This window comes from Natronomonas gomsonensis (genome assembly GCF_013391635.1).
GTDB lineage: Archaea > Halobacteriota > Halobacteria > Halobacteriales > Haloarculaceae > Natronomonas > Natronomonas gomsonensis_A.
Genome location: NZ_JACAWU010000002.1, coordinates 1,162,687 through 1,185,707 on the forward strand (window position 1 = coordinate 1,162,687; position 23,021 = coordinate 1,185,707).

Consider the following 23,021-nt stretch of genomic DNA (forward strand, 5'->3'; position numbering starts at 1 on the left):
TATCGGTCGTCCAAGCGGAACCCCGGGTAGGCAATGGCACAACAGCAGGTCCCCGACGCTGAAGCCGCGGCCGACGCCGCCGTCGCGGCCGATGCGGTCTCCCGTTCCTACACCCGGGGTGGTGGTGGGATATTCGGCGGCGGTGACGCGCCGACCGTCCAAGCCCTCGACGAGGTGTCGATGACCGTCTCGCCAGGCGAGGTGGTCGGCATCGCCGGGCCGAGCGGCAGCGGCAAATCAACGCTCCTCCATCTCCTCGCCGGGCTCGACGTGCCGACCAGTGGTACCGTCACGCTCGCCGGCGAAGATATCGCATCGCTATCGGGCCGCCAGCGCGCACGGTTGCGGCTTGACAACGTCGGCATCGTCTTTCAGCGCTTTCACCTCCTCGATGCGCTCTCGGCACGCGCGAACGTCGCCCTCCCACTCGTCGAGTTGGGGTACTCCAAGGGGCGTCGACGCGAACGCGCCGAAACGCTCTTGGCTGAGGTCGGCCTCGACGGCCGACTGACACACAAACCGGGGCAACTCTCCGGTGGGGAACAACAACGCGTCGCACTCGCGCGAGCGCTTGCGAGCGAACCGGCGTTAATCGTCGCGGACGAACCGACCGGGGAACTCGATTCGGAGACGGGCGAACGCGTCCTCGATTTGTTGGTCGACATCGCGGACGAGCAGGCCGTCGTGTTGGCCTCCCACGACCAGCAGGCGCTCGACGTGTGTGACCGCGTTGTCTACCTCCGCGATGGCGCGGTTGAACGGGTGGTCTGAATGGTACTGAGACGCTTCCGTGCCCTCCTTGGGGTTGCCGTCCGCCGCGTCTCGGGCCGCCTGCAGATCGCCCCCCAGCGCGTCCTGTTGAGCGTCCTCGGCGTGGCGCTCGCCGTTGGGCTGATGGTCACCGTGACGGGCGTCTCACTGGGATTGGCTTCGCAGTCGGTCGTTGAAAGCGACGGCGTCGACTACTGGATCGTCCCGGAACAGGCCGATGTCGAATCGATCGCGATTTCGACCGGTGGCGTTCGGTTGGGTGACGTCCATTCGACGAGTCGCGATATTGCCTCTGACGAGCGCGTCGACTATGCGACCCCGGTGTTACTCGAACTCGTGCCGATCGAGGACGCCACAACTGGGGAGCGAAAGTACGTCCTCGCGGCGGGTGTTATCCCCGGCGAGTCGACCGACGTGCTCGGGTTGTCGACCGATCAGCTGACCCCCGGGGACCCACACTACGCCGACGGGAGCTATGATGGCCCGTGGACCGGCGAGGTCATCCTCAACGATGCCGCGGCAACGGTGACCAACACATCGTCTGGCCAGCCGCTGTCGCTGTCGGGCAACGCGACGAATCGGTCGCTGACCGTCGCGAACGTCTCGACCGGTGGGACGGAAGCCGTGGGCGGGACAGTGCCGATGATGCTGGTGCATCTGAGCGAACTGCAGACGATTACGGGCGCCTCGAACGGCGATACCGCTGACCAACTGCTGGTTAGTACGAACGACCCGGCTGTTCGTGATAGCCTCGAAGGTCGCTACGACCGGACGACCGTCGTCTCCCGAAGCGGGCTCTCCGCCCAGCAAGTGTCGACGTCGAATCTGCCGCTGGCGGTGGCCATCGCGGCGCTGTTGTCGGCGGTCGTCGTTGGCGTGCTGTTCGTGACGACGCTGATGGGCTTGGAGGTGAGTGCCGACCGTGAGCAACTCGGCACGCTGGCTGCCCTGGGTGTCTCGGCACGGTCGCGGTCCATTGTGGTGGCTGCCGAGACGGTCATCATCTCGCTGTTGGGCGGCGGCGTCGGGATCGCTGTTGGTGGGCTCGGGGTTCTCGGCGTCAATCGCCTCGGGACCGAAACGTTCGGTGTCGACACCGTCGCGGTGTTCGAACCGCGGTTGGCGGTGTATGCCCTGATCGTCGCGTTCTTCATCGGGCTGTTGGGAGCGACCTATCCCGCCGTCTTGAGTCGGCGTACCGACCCACTGGAGGTGTTGTCTTGATGCGGGTCATCTCGCGAGTGCGGGCGTTAATTGGTGTGGCACTCGTCCAGTTGCGCCACGAGCGACTGCGGACCGTCCTTGCCGTCGTCGGCGTCGCGATGGCCGTCCTGTCGTCGGTGCTGTTGGCCAGCGTCGGCGCCGGTGTCGTCGCGACAGGGCAAGAGAAGTTCGATCAGTCCGGCCGAGATCTGTGGGTCAGCGGCGGCCCCGTGCAGTTACGCCCCGGCTCAGTTGGTGGCTTCCAGAACTCGCTTGTCGATGCCCATACCGTCGAACGGCAACTCGAACAGCGGGAAGATGTCCGCACGGCTAACCCGCTCATCTTCCAAACGTTGTATGCTAGCACCGATGGCGAGGAGTACGAAACCCTCGTCGGCGTGGGCGCTGCCTCCTCCGGGGGAAGCGTCTCGTTCTCCAAAGGTGGGCCAATCGAGGGGGGTGACAGCCACTACGCCGGCGGGAGTTACGATGGGCCGATGCAACACGAGGTGATTATCGACCCGCGGACGGCCGACCAGTACAACGTGTCCGTGGGCGATACCTTGTACCTCGGTGGAACATTGGCGACTGCCCGAAACAACGAGTTCACCATCGTCGGCATCTCATCGACGTATTCGCAGTTCGTCGGCGCTGCTACGGTCGTCATGCCGCCGAGTGAGATGCAAGAGATTACGGGCACGACTGCAAGCGACCGTGCGACGATGATGTCCGTGCAGGTAGCCGACGGTGCGGATGTCGAGGCGACTGCAACCGCAATCGAGCAGGACTTCCCCGAGTACACGGTCCGGACGAACCGCGAACAGTTGGAGTCGATGCTGGAAGAACAAGCGGTTGTGTTGGCCAGCGGCGTCGGCCTTGTCGTGTTGGCCGTCGTCGCTGGGGTGCTGTTGTTGACGAATCTGCAGTTGTCGTTCGTCTATCGCCACCGCGAAACCTTTGGTGCGCTCACGGCGATGGGCACCTCACGGTCGTCGCTGGCGGTCGTCGTGCTGACGAACACGCTGGCGTTGGGGCTGCTCGGTGGGTTGGTCGGCGTTGGGCTTGCCATCCCCAGTATCTGGGGGCTGAATTACGTCGCCGCTGCCCTCAGCGGCTTCGAGGGGGTCGTCTCCGTCTCGGAGCGAATCCTGGCTGGCGGGTTCGCTGTTTCGCTTGCGGTGAGTCTCGTTGGAGGGTTGGCGGCAACGCTGTATCTCAGTCGCCTGCGGCCATTGGAACAGTTGCGGTGACCTTCGCAGGGAGCTCAGGCAATTAACAGTCGGTTGAGTCAAGTTCTCTGAGTTGACGGACACTAACTCACCCCTCGCTACTTACCGGGACTCTTCACAGATCCCAAGACCGTCATTGAGCATCGTCTAAACCGCGAGGGCGTGCCTGCAACACGAACGGAGCGGTATTACGAGGAAATGGCTGCAGGCTACGTCACCATTGAGGAGTTCCGAAATCGCCTACTGGTGGACTGTTACACTCGGCTTGAGTTGAGCATAAGAAAATCCTCTCGACGAGAGTGCCCTTCGCGAACGCTTGGTATACGACGACTGGTTCCGGTATCCGGCCGATGTGTTCAAACAGAAGCTTCGTCAGGGGGTCGGCACCGACATCTGCCACATCCCTGAGAGCGACGAGTTGCTCCGGAACTTCACGTGGGGCAGCCAAGCTATAATACGCCTTGGAAAAGGACGAAGAGGTTGTTCAGGACCACGAAACTCCCCCAGAGGATGATTAGTGACCACAAACCAACTGATAATAGATAGACTTGGCGCTTCTGAGGATCCGTCCCCAACGAAAATAACCACGTCAGCAGCCAGAGGCCGGTAATCGCCAGGATAAACAGCGGGATGTGAATCAAGAGTAATCGGTCAACCCCTCCCTGGAAATGTGGTGCCATCAGCGGGTTTGCTTCACTCGCAACGTCGAAGACACTAATCGCGAAATAGGATACGAATGGATCTAAAATACCGTGAATCGCAAGGGCGGTAAGTCCGAGTATCCAGATATGCTTCACTCGGTGATCAGCAGCTGTCTGTAGCCCGGGGACAGAGGTAATGGAGACTACTATCAATACCAAAGCCAATATAAACGGACTATATTGGGTGTTACGGACTACGAAATTGCATAATACCGGCTTTGTTGAAATCCTCCGCTGGTGATAGATTGGTGAGCAGTCGGTAAGTATAGAGAATGGATTCAGTGAAGTATCCGAGATAACAGTGAGCTTCACGAGACATAGTCTAGTCGGTGACGTAAGATAGAACCAATCTGGACGACCGGGCTTTCGAGTTATGGTTGTGGCGCGTTCAGTGCTCGAAGACAGTGTAGGACGCGCCAATTAATAGTCTTGTACGCCACGTCAGTCTCCATGTACAGTTGTCTGAGATCCGGGTTGAATCAATGGTATCTGTAGATTATGAAAACCACGTTCTGAGTGCCACCGCCAAGTTTTCGAGATCTCTGCCGACCTAGTCTTTGAACGCGCGGTCGAAATCCGTAATTCATCTCCGTGGATCCAAGCATCACTCCATCGCCACGCTCTCCGATTTCGAGACAGATGCTACAGGAATCTGCCCAGCGTTGAACATACCTTCAGAGGAATGAAATGCCAAACCAATTTGTTCCCAAGCTGTTCTAGGCATGCCCAAGCAGAGACTGTTGAAAATTGATTCCCTGTGAATGCGACTCATGGGGCCAGCTAATTAGAATAATACTCTGAAATCGTTTGGCTTCTGTTATGCGTTACAGTATTGAATGTCTGCATTTGGATTTACATTCAAATTATTTGTACCAACATCTACGCACCCAGTTACTTCCGCCTTATTCTTGATTTGGCCATTAGCGTTTTGATCGACAATTAGGTCTCCGTCAATACGGCCACTCTTTTTAATATCAATATTCCCGTTGCCCATGATCCGCAGAGTACCAATTACCTCGGCATTCTCTCCAATATCGATATCCCCATTATTTAGAAGCGTAACATCCCCCTCACATGTTTCGTCCTTTCCAATATCAAAGCTATTTCCGCTCAAGAACTCCGTACAGCTCGGGAAACCACCATTGCCATCATCGCCACTATCAGTACCATCACCGCTGCCACTTCCCACGTTTTGCTTCGATGGCCCCTCGGTTGGCTCCGACTGTATCCCCACCGTGTTCACTTGCAAATCGTTCGAATCCTGCGAAGTATCAATTGAGAACTCAAGAGCGTGCACGCCCGTCTCGTAATCATCCTCGGTAACGCCATCATAGAAGGATTGCCCCTGCATCGCTTCTTCCCAGTATTCGTCGCTAGTCAACCGCGTGGGAACCCTAATGTCCAGATCGCCTGTGGGGATGTCGCCTGCTGTAGTGGTCTCCGTCGGGTACAATTCCAACGCTACACGTCCCGTTCCAGATTCATCGAACTCGTTTTGTAAGGCGGTAATCCGAAGGGTATCGCCATTTGTCACGAGCTGTTGGTCCTCGTAGATTATCCGGCCACCTTGCTGTGTCTCATCAAGATACAGAATTGAATTCTCGTACCAGGTCGAGCCGACGCTCAACTCGTTGTACCCAGGTCGATACTCGATAAATCGAGTCGATATCGTGACTGTGTCCGTACTATTGGAAATCTCAATATCGTAGGCTTCACTGGTACGAATGGTCCCTGACGGTGGCGGTGGATTCACTGCAAAGATTCGAGTGGGGTAATTCGTGCCCAATTTGACGGTCGCGTATTGAGAGACATCCGCTTGGCCGGCTTGGAGAATCGAACTCCGGACGCTTACTAACTCGCTTTGGGTATCCTGGAAATGCTGAAACTCGATTTTTGAGTTCTCCTGGGGCACCACGTAGGCTTGGTTCATTGAGATGAGAATCACGACGAATGCGAAGAGAAACATCGCACCGATGAGCGCCGAAATGCCCCGTCTATCATTCCAGAAATCGGGGTCTTGACCGGATAGCGACATTTACTGAGTCGGATATGGGGTCTCTACTGCTTGAATATTGGGTTGGCAATAATGCATTAGGTACTGTGTCGAAACCATATGAACCCGATTGCGACGTTGTTGACGATCGTTCCACTGGTGCTGCCACGAAAGTGATGGTAAGCCTTCCCAACAATAATACCGGTGTATGAACGATGTGGTCATGGGTGCAACAAAGCCGCCGAGCAGGCTGTCATCCCGGGACCGCTTGCACCCACCGTTGGAGCATCGTTCGCGCCATAGAGCGGTTTCCAACAGCGTCAGGCGTGGTTCGTCGCTGTCTGGGCTCCAAGTATCCTACCCCCATCCCGGGATTCCTTCCCTTGAGAAGTACGACCATCCGCGGTTGCTATGAAAATTGTAGGCGCTAAGTCCCCTTCTCAAGGAGCAACGCAAGGAGCGAAGCGATCGAGTAGCGCAGTAGGGAGGGGATACAGCGCCGTCATCACCTGTTCATTTCTGTAGAAACTCATCGAAGTCGCGGGCAGGTGACCTGAATCCTGCTTCATAACGGTAACAGCGCGGAAACCCACCCCTTCAGGGGTGGGAGGAAGCGCGTACGCTCAGTGCGACAACCCACCACCGACGACAAGGCCGACTCCCCAATATATTTGAATCATATAGTCTCCATTTGACGTATGGAGAAGCGTCGAACTGTCCCCGTGAAACTCGACGTGGACAGTGACGACGCCGTACTCCTCGAAGACACCATAGACGAGTTCCTGTGGGCTGCCAACTCCGTGACACGCCACGCGTTCGAGGGTGAATACGTCACGACGAGCAAGACCACGCTCCACGACGACACCTACGCGGACGTGCGCAACGAGACGGCACTACACAGCAACCACGTCCAAGCCGCCCGAAACAAGGCCGCCGACGCCTGCAAGAGCGTCGTCGAGAAGTGGAAGCAGGGCAAGAAGGCGTCGATGCCACATTTCACCAGTCCACACGTCGTCTACGACCACCGCACCGCCACCTTCCACGACGAGTCTGTGAGTCTCGCCACTACGGACGGTCGCATTGAAGCCGACTACGTGCTTCCTGACGATGAGCGGGACACGCCCCATGCGGAATACTATTTCTCGGACGAGTACGAGACAACTGGGGCGGAACTGCACTACTCAGATGGCAACTGGATGCTCCACATCCACTGCAAGAAAGAGGTGGAGTCTGAGACGCCGGAACAGGCATCCACTGAGAACGGAACGGTTCTCGGGGTTGACCTCGGCGTGACTAATCTGGCCGTTGCGAGTACGGGCACGTTCTGGACTGGCGACGAGTTCGACCACTGGCGCAAGGAGTACGAGAAACGCCGTGGCGACTTGCAGCAATGCGGTACGCGGTGGGCACACGAGAATATGGAGGCGGTCGGGCGGAAAGAAGACGGTCGGTTCAAGCAGACACTTCACCGCATATCGAACGAGTTGGTGGCTGAAGCCCGCGAATACCGGTGCTCCGTGATTGCGTTTGAGGACTTGACCGATATTCGTGACCGAACCGGTGCATCGTGGGGCCACACGTGGGCGTTCAACCGCCTCTACGAGTACGTCGAATACAAGGCCGCAGAGTACGGTATCGACGTAGAGCAGGTTGACCCGGAGAATACCTCACGGCGTTGCTCTGAGTGTGGGTTCACGCACCCGGACAACCGTGAGAGCGAGGCGTTCGAGTGCCTGAAGTGCGGCTACGAGAACCACGCTGACTACAATGCCGCCAAGAACATCGGCTTGCGGTATCTCCGCCGGAACCAAACTGGAGACGGTGGAGGCGCATCCGTAGGCGTGCGCTTGAACAGCGGGATGTTGAACGCGAACGGAGCATATGACCCTCCTGCCGAAGATTCGGCCAGAGCGGGAGTCCACGCTGAAAGCCCACCCCTTTAGGGGTGGTTAGCTTACACATTATATGATTTCTGTCGAAAGGAATATGAGCGACGTACCGACTCTCCACAACCTCAAGGTTTTCGTCGGTTAGGGAAGATCCCGTGTTGCCGAGTGAACGGCTAAGACCCAACAGATGAGTTTTCACAGGTTTTACTTGCTATTGGTGAACCAACCAATATCGTTATTACATTGGTCTATGTACCAATACTAGTGGATGGGATCACTGACCGACGATGATCTCGATGGCGTAAGTGAGGGGCGGAAGTATCCCGATGGGACGGTCATCCGCGTGTTCTGCATGCGGACCGTCCGTGATGCGTACCCATCTGGATGGGCTTACAAGCTCCACTACGGTTCGACAGAGCCAGACCCGCCCCGAACGCTTGACGATGGAACGATTCGTCGGTACGACAACTCACATGAGGACACCAAAGGCCACGAACTGCACGTTGCTCCAGATCCTACTCCGGAGATAATCGAGTTTCCCGGCATGGTTGAACTCTGGGAACGGTTCTGGAGTGAGGTCCCGAAATCCGAGTTCAACGGTACGTGAAGACACCAAACGAGGTCAAATCTATGAACGACACCACACCGCCGCTGCATCCGATGGAACGCGAACAGCTTCGAGCGGAATCAACGCTCAACGTGACTGTGAAGTCGACCGACGAGTTCCACGACGATGTCACGAACACCATACAGGTGCTTGAACAGGGTGAGACGGTGGATTCCACGCCGACGCTGTCGTTTGTGAGTTACGACGACCTGATGGCGACGCTAACGCCACGTGTGCTCGATCTCATCGAAGCCATCCGCCGGGAAGAGCCAGCTAGCATCAACGAAACTGCACGAGTTGTTGATCGAGACGTAAAGAACGTCCACGAAGAACTCAGTCGACTCGCCCAGTTGGGCATCATCTTCTTCGAGGAAGACGGCCAGAGTAAACGCCCAGTCGTCTGGTTCGACGAACTTGTCATCAATCTCCCGTTCGACCCAGAGGCGGGCGACACGGCTACTGCTGCCCCTTGATCGGAGGTGGATTTTCACTCACCAGAGTGGTCGAACCCCATCGCTGCATTTTGGATTCGCTTTGGCACCGATAATGGTGTACACCCCGACTCGGAAAATCGAAGTTCGCAAACTACTCAGGTGCCTCGGGCTTATCGAGCCGCCCGTCGACCAAGGACGAATATCAGGAGCGCCAGCAGTATCGGCGCCATCATTGCTTCAATCGTTATCAGCAACTCCCCGATAAACCCAGTCGGATTCAGTGGGCCCCCACCGGTTAGAAAGAGCAGTGAACTGTGATGGAAGGACTGCCACAGCACTCCTGGAATGTCTGCGGCAGCTCCGTATGTAATCGTTCCAGTTGAATCGCTCTGTAGCCATCCACCTAACGGGTATATGAAGGCGAAGGCGACGATGGTCCCGATGGACCAGCCAATGACTCGCGAAAAACTTTCACCGTGTCGGAAAATGGCGTTCTGGGCTTCTGCAAACCAGTAGCTGACGCGTCGCCCCTCCGACCGCAGTTGTGCGCGGCGCATATCTTGTCTGCGAGCGAAGAATTTGGACTGCTCATCGGGGAGCGTGTTGGCTCTCGTTAGTTGCTCCAACACGTGGTAGGCACCCATCGATTTCGTGAGCCGACCAACGTTCTCGTCGTCGGGGGTATACTCGTACTCCGAGTGCGGATCGTAAACACAGCGGTACGTTCCATGGTCGTCGAACACTGTTTGTGAGTTAATAGCAACGTCACCCATTCGAGTGCCATACAGTCGCGCCCCACTGAGGTTCGTATCAAACAGGTCGCTATTCGAGAGTTTTGCGCGTTCGAGATTTGCACCGCTGAGATCTGCACTACTGAAATCCGACGACTCGAGGTTCGCCTCCCGGAAGTTGGCAGCTGTGGCCTCCGCGTCCTCAAATGACGACGCAGTCAGTGTCGCGTTCTCAAACACGCAGCCGGAAATATCGCAGGTCCCGAAGTCCGCGCCGTCACGAAACTCGACTTCGGGAAACTGCGCCTCGCCGAGGAATTCTGCACCGTAGAACTGACATGTTTCTTTGAATTCTGCGAGCATGAACCGAGCGGAGTCGTTGAACGTTGCACGCCGGAAACTAGCATCTTCGGTGAACTCCGTTTGATAAAAATCGACAGCTCCAGCAAACGAGGCGAGTTCAAACGTGGCACTGTCGTTGAACTGTCCCTTTGAGAAATCAGCCTCGCCTGGGACCTCGACGTGTCCGAAGTCGGCATCCTGCTCGAATACCGCCCCTTCGAAATTTACATCGGCTCCGAATGTGGTCAGTTGGAAGTCGACGCGGCCGCCAAACTCTGAACTACTGAAATCAACCATGCCGCCGATATCCACGTCACCGAACTCGAGTGAGCCGTCAAACTCGACTAGTGGCAACTGGATATCGCCTCCGAATGTTGCTCTGAAGTCAGCCCGTCCACTGAACTCTGCCCACTGGCCGACGAGGTCATCACGAAACTCCGTCTCAAAGAACGTCACATCGCCACGGAATTCTCCCTTTCCAACATCTGTCTCTCCGTCAATTGTCGCCCGATCGACGTTCAGGTCTCCGTTGAACGTCGCTTGGCTCAAATTAAGCGTACACTGGAATGAGCTGTCGGAGAAATCCGTGTTGGCCCCAAAGGACGTATCAAAGAAGTCGGCTGCCGTTTCGAATACAGCTGAATTGAAGACAGTCTCGTCAATGAATTCTGTTTTATAAAAGTCGGTAGCGCCGCCGAACTGTACGGATTTGAATTGGGCCGACTCCCGGAAGAGGGCTTTATCGAACGATAGGGCGCCGAGGAACTCCGCGTGGTCGAATACGGCGGCAGCGGTACATTCCGCGTAATCGAACTCGGTATCGCCCCTGATTGTTGTCTTCGAAAACGTGAGGTCATTCTGGAACGTGGTCCCACGGAAGCGGATGGAAGCAACATCGATCTCCGAGTCGGAGACGTCGGTTGGCCCTTCGAATCTGGCGTGTGAGAAATCGAGATTCGCTTCGCCAGCGACGAGTTCGAGGGGGTCGTCACTCAAATCGAACGTTCCGAACTTCGCGCCGATAAATTCGAAATCAGGTTTTGAGTCTGCATTCTCCGCTGAGCTATTCGTGCGTACCGTGTCTCTGAACGCTCTTTTCACTTCGTCGTCCGATTTCTGGGTGACTGGTGTATGAAAGATACACAGGTTACTGTCACCGCGGGTTTCGTGTGGACAGGACCATTCTCCGTCCTCGTTCAGTAGTCCTTTTTCGACGTAGCACGTATCCCCGTCTTCCCCACCCCATGTGTCTGGGTCGCTCGAATCAAGTACGTACGCGCAGGTTCCCCCGTCAGGCATACATCGGCCAAGCAGGGGTGGCTTCTTCAAACTGGGTGCCAATACGCCTGGGTTTGATAGATCGTTTACAGTGGCACCGCGTCACGGCATCGCGGCGATATTGGAGTGAAACGTGTTGGGGCACTGCCAGAGCCGGTCCGACCACGACAACTCGAACGGACAATACATGGCTTTTTGAGCGCCCACCGCAAGACAGCGACTGTGAGACGGACCGGCCTCGCTGTTGCCGTTGTCGCACTTGTCGTGGTGAGTACCGCGACGGTCGCCGTTGGCGTTTCGACACTCGCCGTCGCGACAGATGGCGACGCTGTCGTAGCCCAACAGACGACGGCGACGCCGACGAACAATACGACGGTCCAACACGAACGCCCGGATTCGGTGTCGCAGTCGGGTGACTCCCAGCGGGTGAGCCAGTGGCTCGAAGGCCGCCTCTCTGAGCAACTCCAGGGCAGCGCGATCGAGATCTCAGAGGGGGAGTACGAACAGGGCCAAGAGCTGCTCGGTGACGAGTACGATTCGCGACTCGAGCAGTACGTGGACGTTGCGGGGGAGACTGAAGGGACGGATGATGACGACAGCGCCGAGACGTTCCGTGAGACCCAACAGAACCAACGGGAGTTCGGTGAGACGGTCCAATCGTATCGCGAGACAAAAGACGAATATGACGAGGCGCGGGCGAACGGTAATGAGACGCGCGCTCGGGCGGCTGCACGGCGCCTCGAATCGCTCTCGGAGAACGCAACCATACTCAACCGGAGTCTCAACCGCAATTACAGAACGATAGCAAACCAAACCGGCCGCAACTTCGACCAGTCCGAGGAGGCCGTTGAGACGACAACACGAAATATCACGTCCCAGCAGGCGACCGTTCGGGAGCAAACGTTCGTTACGACACAGCTGACCGTCGAGACGAACGGCACACGAGTCGCATTCGATGCACCACTTGGCATCTCTGGGCGTGTGACCACGGCCAATGGAACGGCTGTTGGGAACCAACCGGCTCGAATCGTCGTGTTTGACCGCACGTATTCGATCGAGACTGACAACGAAGGGCGGTTTGAAGTGGCCTATCGCCCGGTCTCGCTACCGGTTAACGCGAGTGAAGTTGCTGTCCAGTTCCGACCAGCTGCCACCTCACCGTATCTCGGGTCCAAACAGAACGTCTCCGTCGACGTCCGGCAGGTGACGCCAACGCTTGCAGTGTCGGCGAGCCCAGCAGAGGCTGGTTACGGCGAGACCGTAACCACGACAGCGACGGCAACCGTTGGGAATCGCTCGGTTCCATCGCTGCCCCTTACCGCGACGTTCGGCGGCGCGACGCGGACGCGTATGACGAACGCCTCGGGAAGGATTGGGACCGACCACCGCGTGCCTGCCGCGGTATCTACAGGCGACCAGTCGATATCCGTTCGACACGGGTTGGCAAATCGAGCGGTCGGGGCCATTACGGAGACCGCGACGGTTTCGGTTACGTCGACGCCGACGAGGCTGTCAGTGGCTGCCGAACGCGTGGGCGGTCGTCTCGAGATTGAGGGTCGACTGCGGACAGAGAGTGGGACGCGGATTCCAGATCAATCCGTCTCGGTGGCTGTTGGCGAATCCGTCCAGACCGTCGAGACAAACGAATCTGGGTGGTATCGCACTTCGGTGCGGAACGTCACTGGAACGGCCGATGAGAACGCGAGTACTGTGCCGGTGACTGCACGCTTCGATGCTACTGGCGGGAATCTTCAGTCGAGTCGCGCGGAGACGACGATTGCTGTTCCTGGTAGTGCGTCGACTGGACTCCTGCCGTGGAGTGAGACGGTGTCGCTCGCAATCGGCGGTGGCGTCGTTTCGCTTGTCCTCCTTGCTGGTGCGGTCGTGTGGGTCCGACGTGACGACGGCGTTGAGACTTCTGAAGAGACTGCAGTGACGCCTGAATCATCCGACGACCGTCTCGGTGGGCCGACGCCACAGCAGTGGATCGACGATGCCGAAACAACGCTCGTTGCTGGCGACCATAAGGGCGCAGCCATCGCCACCTACGCCGCAGTCAGAGCGGGCTTGGGCCAACGCATCGATCTCTCGGACACGTTGACGCACACGGAGTTCCTTGCGGTCTGTGGGACCGAAATCGACGATATCGACATCGAAGCGCTGTCAACGGTGGTGGATGCCTACGAACGGGCGACCTTCGCCGGCAGTATCGAACCGAGCGAGGTGCGGACGGCACTGCGGGCAGCAAAGCGTGTTGTCGGCGAATGACCACCTAACAACGAAGCTCTTGCCTCGGGGCAATCCGCAAGATACCCGTCACGTCGCCGTGGCGACGCACCGACCGCGGCTTTTTTGTTCGGCACCCGCTTTCGCTGTAGTAGATGTCACGCCGACGGGACCTCTGGTTGTTGTTGCCCCGTCCAGTCCGTCGGTTGCCAGCCGACCTCGCCGCAATGCTTGCGGTGGTCGTGCTGACAAACGCGGTCGTCTTTCTGCCGATCGTCCGGGAATCGCCGGTGAGGGTGCTGTTGGGACTGCCCTTCGTGTTGTTCGTTCCCGGCTACGTCTTCATCGCGGCGCTGTTTCCCGAAGCGGGACAGCCACCAACGGAGGAGGCGCTCGCGGAGGCACAAGACGACGATGATGGCGATGACTCGGGATATTCTCTCAAGGGCCCGTTGGGTGGTCCGCTCGGCAGTGATCGTGGTATCGACGGCATCGAACGCCTCGCGCTTGCCTTTGGGTTGAGTATCGCGATTACGCCGCTGATCGGGTTGGCACTAAACTTCACGCCGTGGGGGATTCGACTGGCGCCGATCATGGTGTCGTTGAGTGGGTTTACTGTTGTGATGACCGCCGTGGCAACCGTTCGGCGCTGGGAGCTGCCCGAAGACGAACGCTTTGCCGTGCCGTATCGGGCATGGCTTAAGGCGGGTCGCGAGGAGGTGTTTGAGCCATCCTCCCGTACTGACGCCGTCCTGAACGTGGCGTTGGCGGTGAGTGTGGTGCTTGCGTTAGGGTCCGTTGGGTATGCGATTGCGGTGCCACCGCAGGGTGAGCAGTTCTCGGAGTTTTACCTCCTTACCGAAGCCGAGGACGGCCAAGAGGTCTCCAACGCCGAGGGATTGGTCGCCGATAATTATCCGACGAACTTCACGCAAGGTGAGGAACGCTCGCTGGTCGTCGGCATCGGCAATCAGGAACACCAGCGGGCGAACTACACGGTGGTGGTGGAGATTCAGCGGGTTGAAACCGTGGGCAATGAGACACGAGTGCGTGAATCACAGGAGTTGCGACGTTTCCAGACGACGCTCCCCCACAATGAGACGTGGCATCGGCAGCATACTGTCGCGCCGCGGATGACTGGTGAGAACCTTCGGTTGCAGTATCTGTTGTATCGTGGTGAGCCGCCAGCGGAGATTGATACGTCGACGGCCTATCGAGATCTCCACCTGTGGGTCAACGTTTCGAGCGCCTGATGGTAGGTGAGGTATACTCGGGGTGTTGATGCAGGCAAAACTGGATTAATACGTGCTTAAACCCACATCAACAGCGATTGCCACGGTGGTTGTACTCGTCTGCTCCTGTACGATAATTTTAAACCAGTTTAGTTTGATTATCATATCGTTACCAGAAGTCTCCGGCTGGGTTGGAGGGCCAGCCACTGCGGTTGAGTAGACGGGTGCGCTACACAATGGGAATACAAACGAACGGAAGCGGGGGTGAATCGAGTGTTACCGACCAGTCGGTTATTTCAGAAGTATCGAGCACAGTTGCGGAAGAGATTGTCGTTGGCATTCCGACGTATAACGAAGAGATTGCGATTGGGAGTGTTGTCCTCCAGGCACAGCAGTATGCTGAGGAAGTCGTCGTCGTTGATGACGGCAGCTCCGATCACACAGTGGCGATTGCCGAAGCAGCTGGGGCAACCGTCATTGAACACGAGACGAACAAGGGAAAAGGCGGGGCGATTCGGACCATCCTTGGCCATTTTCAGGACGTTGATCTCGATGCGGTTGTCCTGCTTGATGGGGATGGCCAGCATATCCCCGGCGACATCCCCGAAGTCGTCGAACCGGTTGTCGATGATGACTGCGATATCGCTATCGGCAGCCGGTATCTCGAGGACGATGACACGGAGACGCCCGTGTATCGCCGCTTTGGACAACGGGTACTTGATTATCTGACGCTCGGCTCCTCTGGGGAGAACTTGACGGACACCCAAAGTGGGTTTCGGGCGTTCTCACCCGACGCCGTTGCGGAGTTGAATATCCGCACCGACGGAATGGGCGTCGAAAGCGAGATGATCGGGCAGGCCTCCGAGAACGGACTGGACATCGAAGAAGTGCCGATCGATGTCCGGTATGAAGAGGTGGACGGCCAGACCCACAATCCGTTGCGTCACGGGTTGGGCGTTGCGGTGTTCCTGACGCAGTTGATCCGTGACCGACATCCGTTACTGTTCTTTGCGGTGCCCGGATTGGCCTTATTGACGATGGGTGGGTTGGTGATGACTCATGCTGCATGGCTGTATCAGACGACGGGTGCGTTTCACCAATGGCGTGTCACGATCAGCGGATTCACCATCCTACTGGGTACGATTGGCCTGTTCTGTGGGCTGGTGTTGAGTCAGGTGCAGAATATGATCGCTGGCCTTGACGGTGAGTAAATTTGAATCAGAACGACACACAACTCGCGTTCGTGTTGGGGACTCGGCCGGAAATTATCAAGATGGCGCCGCTCATTCGGGAATGCGAGCAGAGAGACCAGCCATTCGTCCTCATCCACACCGGCCAGCATTATTCCGACTCGCTGGATTCGGTGTTCTTCGACCAACTGGAGCTTCCGACGCCCGACTATCATCTCGGGGTTGGATCTGCCTCTCATGGTGAACAGACCGGAACGATGGTCATTCAAATCGAGGAGGTGTTGCTTGAAGTTGAGCCGAGTGTGGTGTTCGTCCAAGGCGATACGAACTCCGTGCTTGCGAGCGCGATCGCAGGTAGCAAACTTGACTGTGAACTAGCCCACGTCGAGGCAGGGCTCCGAAGCTTCGATCGAGACATGCCAGAGGAGACGAATCGCGTCGTTGCCGACCACGTCTCGGATTATCTCTTCGCACCGACAGAGCAGAGTCGAGAGTACTTGCTTGATGAGGGCCGTCCTGAGGAAGATATCTACGTGACCGGCAATACCGTCGTTGACGCGCTTTATCAAAACCGCGAACTTGCACGCGAGAAGAGTGACGTGTTTGCGGAATTGGATATGGTTAATGAAGAGTACTTCCTCATGACGGCCCACCGTGCAGAGAACGTTGATGATGAAGGTCGGTTCCGTGAGTTACTATCTGGTGTTGCAAAGGCTGCAGAGACTCACGGTGCCACCGTTATTTATCCGATACACCCACGGGCGCGAAATCAGCTTGATGAATTCGCTATCGACGTGTCTGAACGGATTCGCCTTACGGAACCACAGGAGTATCTTGATTTCCTCCGATTAGAGGCAGATGCAAATCTTATACTTACCGACTCCGGAGGGGTGCAGGAAGAAGCGTGTGTACTCCGTGTTCCCTGCGTGACACTTCGTGATAATACGGAGCGGCCAGAGACGTTGGATGTAGGGGCGAACCGACTGAGTGGGACTGCCCCGGAATCAATTCAAGAAGAGGCCAGAAGGATGCTCTCAAAACCCACTGAGTGGGCAAATCCGTTCGGTGATGGAAAAGCAGCAGCGGAGATGCTCGATATTGTGGCGAAGCAACCGCAGCAGGTGAAACAATGAGTTCAGTTTGTGTACATGGATTAGGCTATATTGGCCTTCCGACGGCGGCGATGCTCGCTAACTACGACCACGATGTCTACGGGTATGATGCCAGCAAGGAGGTGACAGAACAGCTACGTGGTGGTGAAGTACATCTTGATGAGCCCGGCCTTCGAGCGTTTGTGACGCAAGCTTTGGAGTCTGGGCAGTTAAATATCGTCGAAGAAGTCGTTGAGGCAAAGTACCACGTCATCTGCGTTCCGACGCCGTTCGACGAGGAATCAAAGGAGGCTGATTTGAATTACGTTCGGCAAGCAGGGAAGGCGGTTGGCCCACATCTCCGATCGGGCGATACGGTCATTCTGGAGTCGACAGTACCGCCTGGCACAACGTTCAACGAACTCAAACCCGTGCTTGAAGAATCCGGACTAGCTGCTGGCAAAGACTTCGCGCTGGTCCATTGCCCTGAGACGGTTCTACCCGGTAACATCATTACTGAACTCCGCCAGAACAACCGGATTATCGGTGGTGTAAACGGCGTTTCGACTGAAGCCGCTGTTCGGTTGTACAGGTCGTTTGTTGAAGGCGATATTCGGACAACTGAAGACGCGACGACCGCCGAGTTCGTGAAGTTGATTCAGAACACATTTCGGGACACAAATATTGCCCTCGCCAACGAGATTGCGAAGTTAGCAGCTGACTACGATATCGACTCTCGCGAGGCCATCGAGATGGCGAACACGCACCCACGGGTCGAAATTCACCAGCCGGGACCGGGTGTCGGTGGTCACTGTCTTCCGATCGACCCCTGGTTCCTCGGGTACGGATCCGACCAACTCGACCTAATCGAGACCGCACGGGAGATCAACGACGGGATGGCCTGCCACATCGTCGACATCCTCCGTGAGGAACTGGGGACGCTGGACGGCCGACAGATCGCTTTGCTCGGCGTTGCTTACAAGGGGAACGTCGGCGACGTGAGACAGAGTCCGGCGCTCGACCTCGCTGCCGAACTCCAGCAAGCAGCCGCCGACCAGTCGCAACTGACGGCTGACGGCGGAAACCAGTTAGGCGGCGATGGCGTCGACATCAGGATGCACGATCCCCACGTCGATGATCAGGTACTCGATCTCGTGGGGTTCGACGAAGCCGTCACCGGAGCCGACGCCGTCGTAATCACGACCGATCACGACGAATTCGCCGAGTTGGAGCCGGCACCGGTGCTCAACTCGATGACCGGCGACCTGCTCGTCGATACGAAGGCTATCCTTCCCGAGCGCGAGTGGATATCAGAAGGGTTCTCACTGCGGCGCATCTGAGCACGACCATGGCACTGTCGACGACCGGATGGATCGATCTCGCGAGTCCGTCACATCCGTTCTTCTTTCACGCCCTCGCCGACGAGATCCCCGACGTAACATTTCGGACGACCGTTCGCAACAAGACGGAGACAGTCGATCTGGCCGAAGAGGTCGGATTCGACTACACCGTTATCGGCAGGGACTTCGACAACCCCCTGCTGAGGAAAGTCGGGATTCCGCTTCGGACGGGCCAGCTCGCGTTGTCCGCACCCACGGCCGACGTCTCGCTGTCGTCCCGAAACGCGATGTGTATCTTGGCATCGAAGACCCGCGGAATCCCCTCGATACACTTCACGGACAATGACATCACTGCCCACGTGGACGGACTCAGGTACGAGAAACTGTACAACCGGCTGGAAGCGATGGCGACCCACAACGTCGTTCCGTCCTCCTTCGAGATCGACGAGCTGGTGAAACGCGGGGCCGATCCCGGGAGTATCCACACCTACGACGGGTACAAGGAGGACATCTATATTGCCGACTTCGACCCCGATCCGTCGTTCACCGACCAATTTCCCTTTGAGGAGTACATCGTGATTCGGCCCGAGGCGCTCGACGCCGCCTACGTAGACGCCGAGCACTCACTGGTCCCGGACCTTCTCAGGGGAGCCACCGAGCGAGACATACCGGTCGTGTATCTCCCCCGTGGCCGCGGTGACGAGGCTCACGCTCATCCGTACGACGAGACGCAGGTGTACGTCCCCGAAGGCGCACTGAACGGGCTCCAGTTGGCGTGGCACTGTCGCTGTATGCTCACCGGATCGGGGACGATGGCACGTGAGGCGGCCTGCATGGAGAAGCCAGCCGTCTCCTTCTTCCCGAACACGCTGCTGTCGGTCGACCAAGAAATGGAGGCCCAGGGCCGGATATTCCACTCCCGAGAGCCTGCCACAATTCTCAATTACGTCGACGGTCTCGGTGACGCGGACGTGTCACCGGATCGAACCCGGTCCCGAGCTGTTCGAGATCAAGTCGTCGAGCTAGTCGGAGAACTCATTGATGGCGAGTGACTGGACTGACGACGCGGGGGCGAGCCCGGGGGTGGTCTGTGACGACTGTCTGGCGTGGGCCCGTGAGCGTGACTACGCCGGGTACGATCCCTACGACGGGTTGAACAGTACGATCGTAGACTCACTGACGAACAACTGGCTGACGCGGTTAGTCGGGCTTCACGCGGTGCACAAGTCACCGGTAAACCTTCGGCCTCTACTCGGGGTGCCAGCCGAGCGGAATCCAAAAGGAATCGCCCTGTTCGCGATGGCGTACCTGAACCGGTATCGGGAGACGGGTGATGCTGTCGAGAAAGAGCGAGCGGAGTCCCTCCTCCGCTGGCTCAACGAAAATCGGTCGTCGGAGTACGACTTGGCTGCGTGGGGATACAACTTCGACTGGCAGAACGGACGTAAGTTCTTCCTGCCGGAGTATCATCCGTCCATCGTTGTGACCGTCTTCGGCGGTCGGGCGTTCCTTGACTATTACGAGACGACCGGCGAATCCTGGGCTCTGAAGACGGCACAGTCGGCCGCCTCGTTCATCAGGGAACACATCAACCGCGAGCGAGTCGACGGATTCGATGTGTTCACCTACACACCTCACGATTCGTTTGTCCTGATAAATACGAACGCGCTCGCAGCCGGGTTCTTCTATCGGCTCGCACCCCACAGGGACTCGGGCGAACTCTTCGAACGGGCCACTGAGTTGTTCGAGTTCGTCGTCGACGCGCAGGCAGATAGCGGCGGCTGGTACTACGCGATGCCGGCGACCGAGTCGCATCTGACCCACGACAACTTCCACACCGGATTCGTCCTCGAAAGCCTCCATGACTACGCGATGGACCACCCGACCGACCATCCTTCTCGGGACGCCTACGAGACAGGCCTCCGGTTCTACCGTGACAATCTGTTCGACGAGAACGGTGCGCCGCGGTTCGAAGCCGACAGGCGCTACCCTTACGACGTACACGCCGCCGCACAGGCGATACTCACGTTCGCTCAACGCGATCTCGGTCGGGACCGTGAGATGGCACGGACAGTGTACGAGTGGACGACAGCGAACCTACTCGACGACGACGGGTACTTCCACCGACGGGTCGGCCGAGTCCTCACGGACAGAACCCCTTACATGCGCTGGAGCCAGGCGTGGATGTGTCGGGCGCTCTCGGCGCTCAGCCTACGTGAGTCCGAAGGTGCCTGACCGGGACGTTCCGGATTGTTCCGCTGTCCGTGTCCGTGTTGTACGGATTGACGAACAGCCCACGGTCGGCATCGGCCGCGAGGAACACGTAGGCGTTAGTGTCGAATACGCTTGCCAAGGGTGAAGACGCTCTGTCGTATGTTGCAAGCGTCTGCCAAGTGTCGAAGTCATCAGCGGTTGACCCGTGAAGGACGCAGGCGGAGTGTCGGGGGGCTGTTGCCGGCTCGATTGCAGTCGAGAAGAACACGTGGTACTGACCGTCCAGTTCCACGGTCTCAGCGAAATACACCGGGCTTGTCACCGTATGTAGCGTCTCGACGGACGGCTTGTTCGCGCCGACCTGATCTCGCTCCAGTCGGAGCAGGCGGTTCTTCCTACTGTACGGACAGTCCATCCCCCAGAGTACGGCATCGGGCGTAAACGCCACGTCGACGGCCCGCCACATCTGGCTCCCGATTCCGACGGTTTCGAGACCGTCCTCCGTCAACCGACCGATCATCGACTCGTTGTCGCCATCGCCGGTCGTCACCCAGCGGTCACCGGTAAACGGGTCGATGGTGACGGCGTGGACGTGCCGCGCGGCAGGCGTCGCAGCCGTTTTCCACGTCTCTCCCCCGTCCACGCTCTGCAGGACGCGGGGTCGCATGTCGTCGTTGAGGGGATATTCGCCGAGGTACAAATTATCGTCGTCCACACACAACCCGGTTGGCAGTATTCCCATCGGCCCGGATGACCGCGGAAACCGGCGGATACGTACCCACGTGTCGCCGCCGTCGGTGCTACGGAAGAGACAGTCCCCACGTGTCGCGTAGAGTTCGTCGTCACCTACCGGCCACACGTTCGTCGTCGGGAAGGTACCGAACAGTCGTTGGAGGACGGCTTTACTCGCGCAGTTGGTCTGAAGGACACGAGACATGGACCGGCCACGCACACCGACATCGGGGAGTCGGCCGATCCGTCGAATGTCCCGAGGGTCTGCTCCGGCGAACACCGACGCACATCCCGAGGCGTAGAGTGTCCCCTGCGATATTCCGCCGAGTTTCACAGTCGGTACACCTCTAGGAGACTGTTAAATCGTTTGCAACCGGCTGTCCAGTACCCACGGAAGAATCGAAGTGACAACATATATTGGACCGTCAGTCCAAACCGCTGACAATGCCCGACCTCCCGAATATTCTCTTTCTCGTTCTGGATTCGCTACGGACGGACCGGGTGTCCTGTTACGGCCACGACCGGGATACGACGCCCACTCTGGACGCGTTCGGGACGGATGCAACGAGGTACACAAACGCGTACACTCCGGCCCCGTGGACGCTCCCAACGCATACGTCGCTTTTCACCGGCCTCTTTCCGTCCGAACACGGTATCACCAACGCCTTTCCCGACAGCAACCTTCGGCTCTCATCGGAGATTCCGACGCTCGCGGAGAAGCTTCGAGATGATGGCTACCGGACCGCGGGATTCTCGAACAACCCATGGGTCGGAAAGACCTCAGGTCTCGACAGGGGGTTTGAGGACTACGTCGAGTGGAATCTCGAGATTGGGGCGGAGACCACCCCGGAGATACACGACCGAACCGACCGCCTCGTCTCGCGGTTCCACTCATGGGTTGGGCACGCAGCCCGCCAGCCGGTTTACATTCTCAAGCGCCCCTTCTTCACCGACTCGCTGACACGACGCGCGACCTCGTGGATTGAAGCGACTGCTGACTCCCAGCCGTGGTTCTGTTTTATGAATCTAATGGAGGCGCATAGTCCCTACTTTCCCCGCAAGTGGGCGTTCAGAGAGTTAGGGCTAGAGACGCCCGGACCAGTCGAGCCGCGGATTCTGAACACGAAACTTCTAGCCTACGTCATGGGGAAGGCCGACCTTGACCCCGAGACCCGAGAGCGGGTGATGGAATTCTACGATGCGAGCCTCCGTTACCAAGATCGGAAGGTAGCGGAAATCCTCGACAGCCTCCGGGCGAACGACGCATACGATGACACGTTGATCGTCATCTGCTCGGACCACGGAAAGACGCTCGGGGGCTTCGACCGGTCGGAGAGCCCACCCCACTACCTCCGTGACATCAACACTCGGGTTCCGTTGCTCGTCAAAGCGCCCGGTCAGGAGGATGGCGACGTGGTGGATAAACCGACCGAACTCGTCTCAACCCACGAGTACGCGCTTGACGGTGCGGCCAAGCCACTCCACGAGTACCAGCCCGCCCCCGACCACGCGCTGTTCGAGGACCACATCCCACACACTGGTCGGCAATCACCCGACGACGGCGTCACCTACTGGCGCGGGCTGGGGACCGCGGACGGGAAGTTCGTCCGGAGCGATACCGGCGAGCGGTTCCTGTTTGAGGGCCTGGGATTCGAGGAGCGAACCGTAGACGGTGTCGCTGAGTCCGAACTCGCCGAGGCGCTATCGGCTCGTGTTGGACGACTGGAGCGAATCGAAATCAGCGAGGACGGCAACCGAATGAACGACCTCGAAGACGACGTGCAGGCGCAACTGGAGGACTTGGGGTACATGAAGTGA

The 23,021-nt window shown here is 58.1% G+C and carries 17 protein-coding genes; 14 read left to right on the plus strand and 3 right to left on the minus strand.

The genetic code is table 11. From position 1 onward, the window contains the following. Positions 1-33: 33 nt before the first annotated feature. From HWX69_RS14540 to HWX69_RS14550, 3 genes are read left to right on the plus strand one after another with little or no spacing between them, the layout of a single operon-like run. Complete coding sequence (locus HWX69_RS14540; RefSeq protein WP_178917787.1) at positions 34-771, plus strand: ABC transporter ATP-binding protein; 738 nt, start codon at positions 34-36, stop codon at positions 769-771. Then, entirely contained in the window at positions 772-1,995 is a 1,224-nt protein-coding gene (locus tag HWX69_RS14545) for an ABC transporter permease (protein ID WP_178917788.1), read from the plus strand. Continuing rightward, a complete protein-coding gene (locus HWX69_RS14550; protein ID WP_178917789.1) occupies positions 1,995-3,224 on the plus strand; it encodes an ABC transporter permease in 1,230 nt (409 codons plus the stop codon). Before HWX69_RS14545 ends, HWX69_RS14550 begins: the two co-directional genes overlap by 1 nt. Positions 3,225-4,721: 1,497 nt before the next feature. On the opposite strand, the gene HWX69_RS14555 is transcribed toward HWX69_RS14550, so the two are convergent. Next, positions 4,722-5,939 (minus strand): bactofilin family protein, encoded by a 1,218-nt coding sequence (locus HWX69_RS14555; RefSeq protein ID WP_178917790.1) that lies wholly within the window; start codon positions 5,937-5,939, stop codon positions 4,722-4,724. A gap of 656 nt (positions 5,940-6,595) precedes the next feature. Here HWX69_RS14555 and HWX69_RS14560 point away from each other — a divergent pair. The 3 genes from HWX69_RS14560 (at position 6,596) to HWX69_RS14570 (ending at position 8,866) form a co-directional block, all read left to right on the plus strand. After that, positions 6,596-7,840 (plus strand): RNA-guided endonuclease InsQ/TnpB family protein, encoded by a 1,245-nt coding sequence (locus HWX69_RS14560; RefSeq protein ID WP_178917791.1) that lies wholly within the window; start codon positions 6,596-6,598, stop codon positions 7,838-7,840. A gap of 214 nt (positions 7,841-8,054) precedes the next feature. Then, positions 8,055-8,393 (plus strand): toxin-antitoxin system TumE family protein, encoded by a 339-nt coding sequence (locus HWX69_RS14565; protein WP_178917792.1) that lies wholly within the window; start codon positions 8,055-8,057, stop codon positions 8,391-8,393. Between the two features lie 23 nt (positions 8,394-8,416). Next, on the plus strand, positions 8,417-8,866 hold the full coding sequence (locus tag HWX69_RS14570) for an HVO_A0114 family putative DNA-binding protein (protein ID WP_178917793.1): 450 nt from the start codon (positions 8,417-8,419) through the stop codon (positions 8,864-8,866). A 131-nt stretch (positions 8,867-8,997) separates the two neighbouring features. Here HWX69_RS14570 and HWX69_RS14575 read toward each other — a convergent pair whose 3' ends face one another. After that, positions 8,998-11,199, minus strand: a complete 2,202-nt coding sequence (locus HWX69_RS14575; RefSeq protein WP_178917794.1) for a pentapeptide repeat-containing protein — start codon at positions 11,197-11,199, stop codon at positions 8,998-9,000. Between the two features lie 201 nt (positions 11,200-11,400). Here HWX69_RS14575 and HWX69_RS14580 point away from each other — a divergent pair, with 201 nt between their 5' ends. The 7 genes from HWX69_RS14580 (at position 11,401) to HWX69_RS14610 (ending at position 20,492) form a co-directional block, all read left to right on the plus strand. After that, a complete protein-coding gene (locus HWX69_RS14580; RefSeq protein WP_178917795.1) occupies positions 11,401-13,446 on the plus strand; it encodes a hypothetical protein in 2,046 nt (681 codons plus the stop codon). 113 nt (positions 13,447-13,559) lie between these two features. Next, a complete protein-coding gene (locus HWX69_RS14585; protein WP_178917796.1) occupies positions 13,560-14,657 on the plus strand; it encodes a DUF1616 domain-containing protein in 1,098 nt (365 codons plus the stop codon). Between the two features lie 215 nt (positions 14,658-14,872). Then, positions 14,873-15,847: a glycosyltransferase family 2 protein gene (locus tag HWX69_RS14590; protein ID WP_178917797.1), complete on the plus strand. Its 975-nt coding sequence runs from the start codon at positions 14,873-14,875 to the stop codon at positions 15,845-15,847. A gap of 2 nt (positions 15,848-15,849) precedes the next feature. Continuing rightward, on the plus strand, positions 15,850-16,959 hold the full coding sequence (wecB, locus tag HWX69_RS14595; protein WP_178917798.1) for a non-hydrolyzing UDP-N-acetylglucosamine 2-epimerase: 1,110 nt from the start codon (positions 15,850-15,852) through the stop codon (positions 16,957-16,959). Continuing rightward, positions 16,956-18,257, plus strand: a complete 1,302-nt coding sequence (locus HWX69_RS14600; protein WP_178917799.1) for a nucleotide sugar dehydrogenase — start codon at positions 16,956-16,958, stop codon at positions 18,255-18,257. Before wecB ends, HWX69_RS14600 begins: the two co-directional genes overlap by 4 nt. An 8-nt stretch (positions 18,258-18,265) precedes the next feature. After that, positions 18,266-19,309 (plus strand): DUF354 domain-containing protein, encoded by a 1,044-nt coding sequence (locus HWX69_RS14605; protein WP_178917800.1) that lies wholly within the window; start codon positions 18,266-18,268, stop codon positions 19,307-19,309. 247 nt (positions 19,310-19,556) lie between these two features. Next, the gene (locus tag HWX69_RS14610; RefSeq protein WP_246286519.1) at positions 19,557-20,492 is read left to right on the plus strand and encodes a hypothetical protein; all 936 of its coding nucleotides are present in this window, start codon (positions 19,557-19,559) and stop codon (positions 20,490-20,492) included. Here the strand turns inward: HWX69_RS14610 and HWX69_RS14615 are convergent. Further along, entirely contained in the window at positions 20,464-21,171 is a 708-nt protein-coding gene (locus HWX69_RS14615) for a hypothetical protein (protein WP_178917802.1), read from the minus strand. The two genes, HWX69_RS14610 and HWX69_RS14615, sit on opposite strands and share 29 nt — an antisense overlap. Positions 21,172-21,647: 476 nt before the next feature. On the opposite strand from HWX69_RS14615, the gene HWX69_RS14620 reads away from it, so the two are divergent. Continuing rightward, positions 21,648-23,021 (plus strand): sulfatase, encoded by a 1,374-nt coding sequence (locus HWX69_RS14620; protein ID WP_178917803.1) that lies wholly within the window; start codon positions 21,648-21,650, stop codon positions 23,019-23,021.

Excerpts from the sequence above, each read along its gene's own strand:
- HWX69_RS14540 (WP_178917787.1), top strand. The coding sequence starts at position 34 with ATGGCACAACAGCAGGTCCCCGACGCTGAAGCCGCGGCCGACGCCGCC.
- HWX69_RS14545 (WP_178917788.1), top strand. The coding sequence starts at position 772 with ATGGTACTGAGACGCTTCCGTGCCCTCCTTGGGGTTGCCGTCCGCCGC.
- HWX69_RS14550 (WP_178917789.1), top strand. The coding sequence starts at position 1,995 with ATGCGGGTCATCTCGCGAGTGCGGGCGTTAATTGGTGTGGCACTCGTC.
- HWX69_RS14555 (WP_178917790.1), bottom strand. The coding sequence starts at position 5,939 with ATGTCGCTATCCGGTCAAGACCCCGATTTCTGGAATGATAGACGGGGC.
- HWX69_RS14560 (WP_178917791.1), top strand. The coding sequence starts at position 6,596 with ATGGAGAAGCGTCGAACTGTCCCCGTGAAACTCGACGTGGACAGTGAC.
- HWX69_RS14565 (WP_178917792.1), top strand. The coding sequence starts at position 8,055 with ATGGGATCACTGACCGACGATGATCTCGATGGCGTAAGTGAGGGGCGG.
- HWX69_RS14570 (WP_178917793.1), top strand. The coding sequence starts at position 8,417 with ATGAACGACACCACACCGCCGCTGCATCCGATGGAACGCGAACAGCTT.
- HWX69_RS14575 (WP_178917794.1), bottom strand. The coding sequence starts at position 11,199 with ATGCCTGACGGGGGAACCTGCGCGTACGTACTTGATTCGAGCGACCCA.
- HWX69_RS14585 (WP_178917796.1), top strand. The coding sequence starts at position 13,560 with ATGTCACGCCGACGGGACCTCTGGTTGTTGTTGCCCCGTCCAGTCCGT.
- HWX69_RS14590 (WP_178917797.1), top strand. The coding sequence starts at position 14,873 with ATGGGAATACAAACGAACGGAAGCGGGGGTGAATCGAGTGTTACCGAC.
- HWX69_RS14600 (WP_178917799.1), top strand. The coding sequence starts at position 16,956 with ATGAGTTCAGTTTGTGTACATGGATTAGGCTATATTGGCCTTCCGACG.
- HWX69_RS14605 (WP_178917800.1), top strand. The coding sequence starts at position 18,266 with ATGGCACTGTCGACGACCGGATGGATCGATCTCGCGAGTCCGTCACAT.
- HWX69_RS14610 (WP_246286519.1), top strand. The coding sequence starts at position 19,557 with ATGGCGTACCTGAACCGGTATCGGGAGACGGGTGATGCTGTCGAGAAA.
- HWX69_RS14620 (WP_178917803.1), top strand. The coding sequence starts at position 21,648 with ATGCCCGACCTCCCGAATATTCTCTTTCTCGTTCTGGATTCGCTACGG.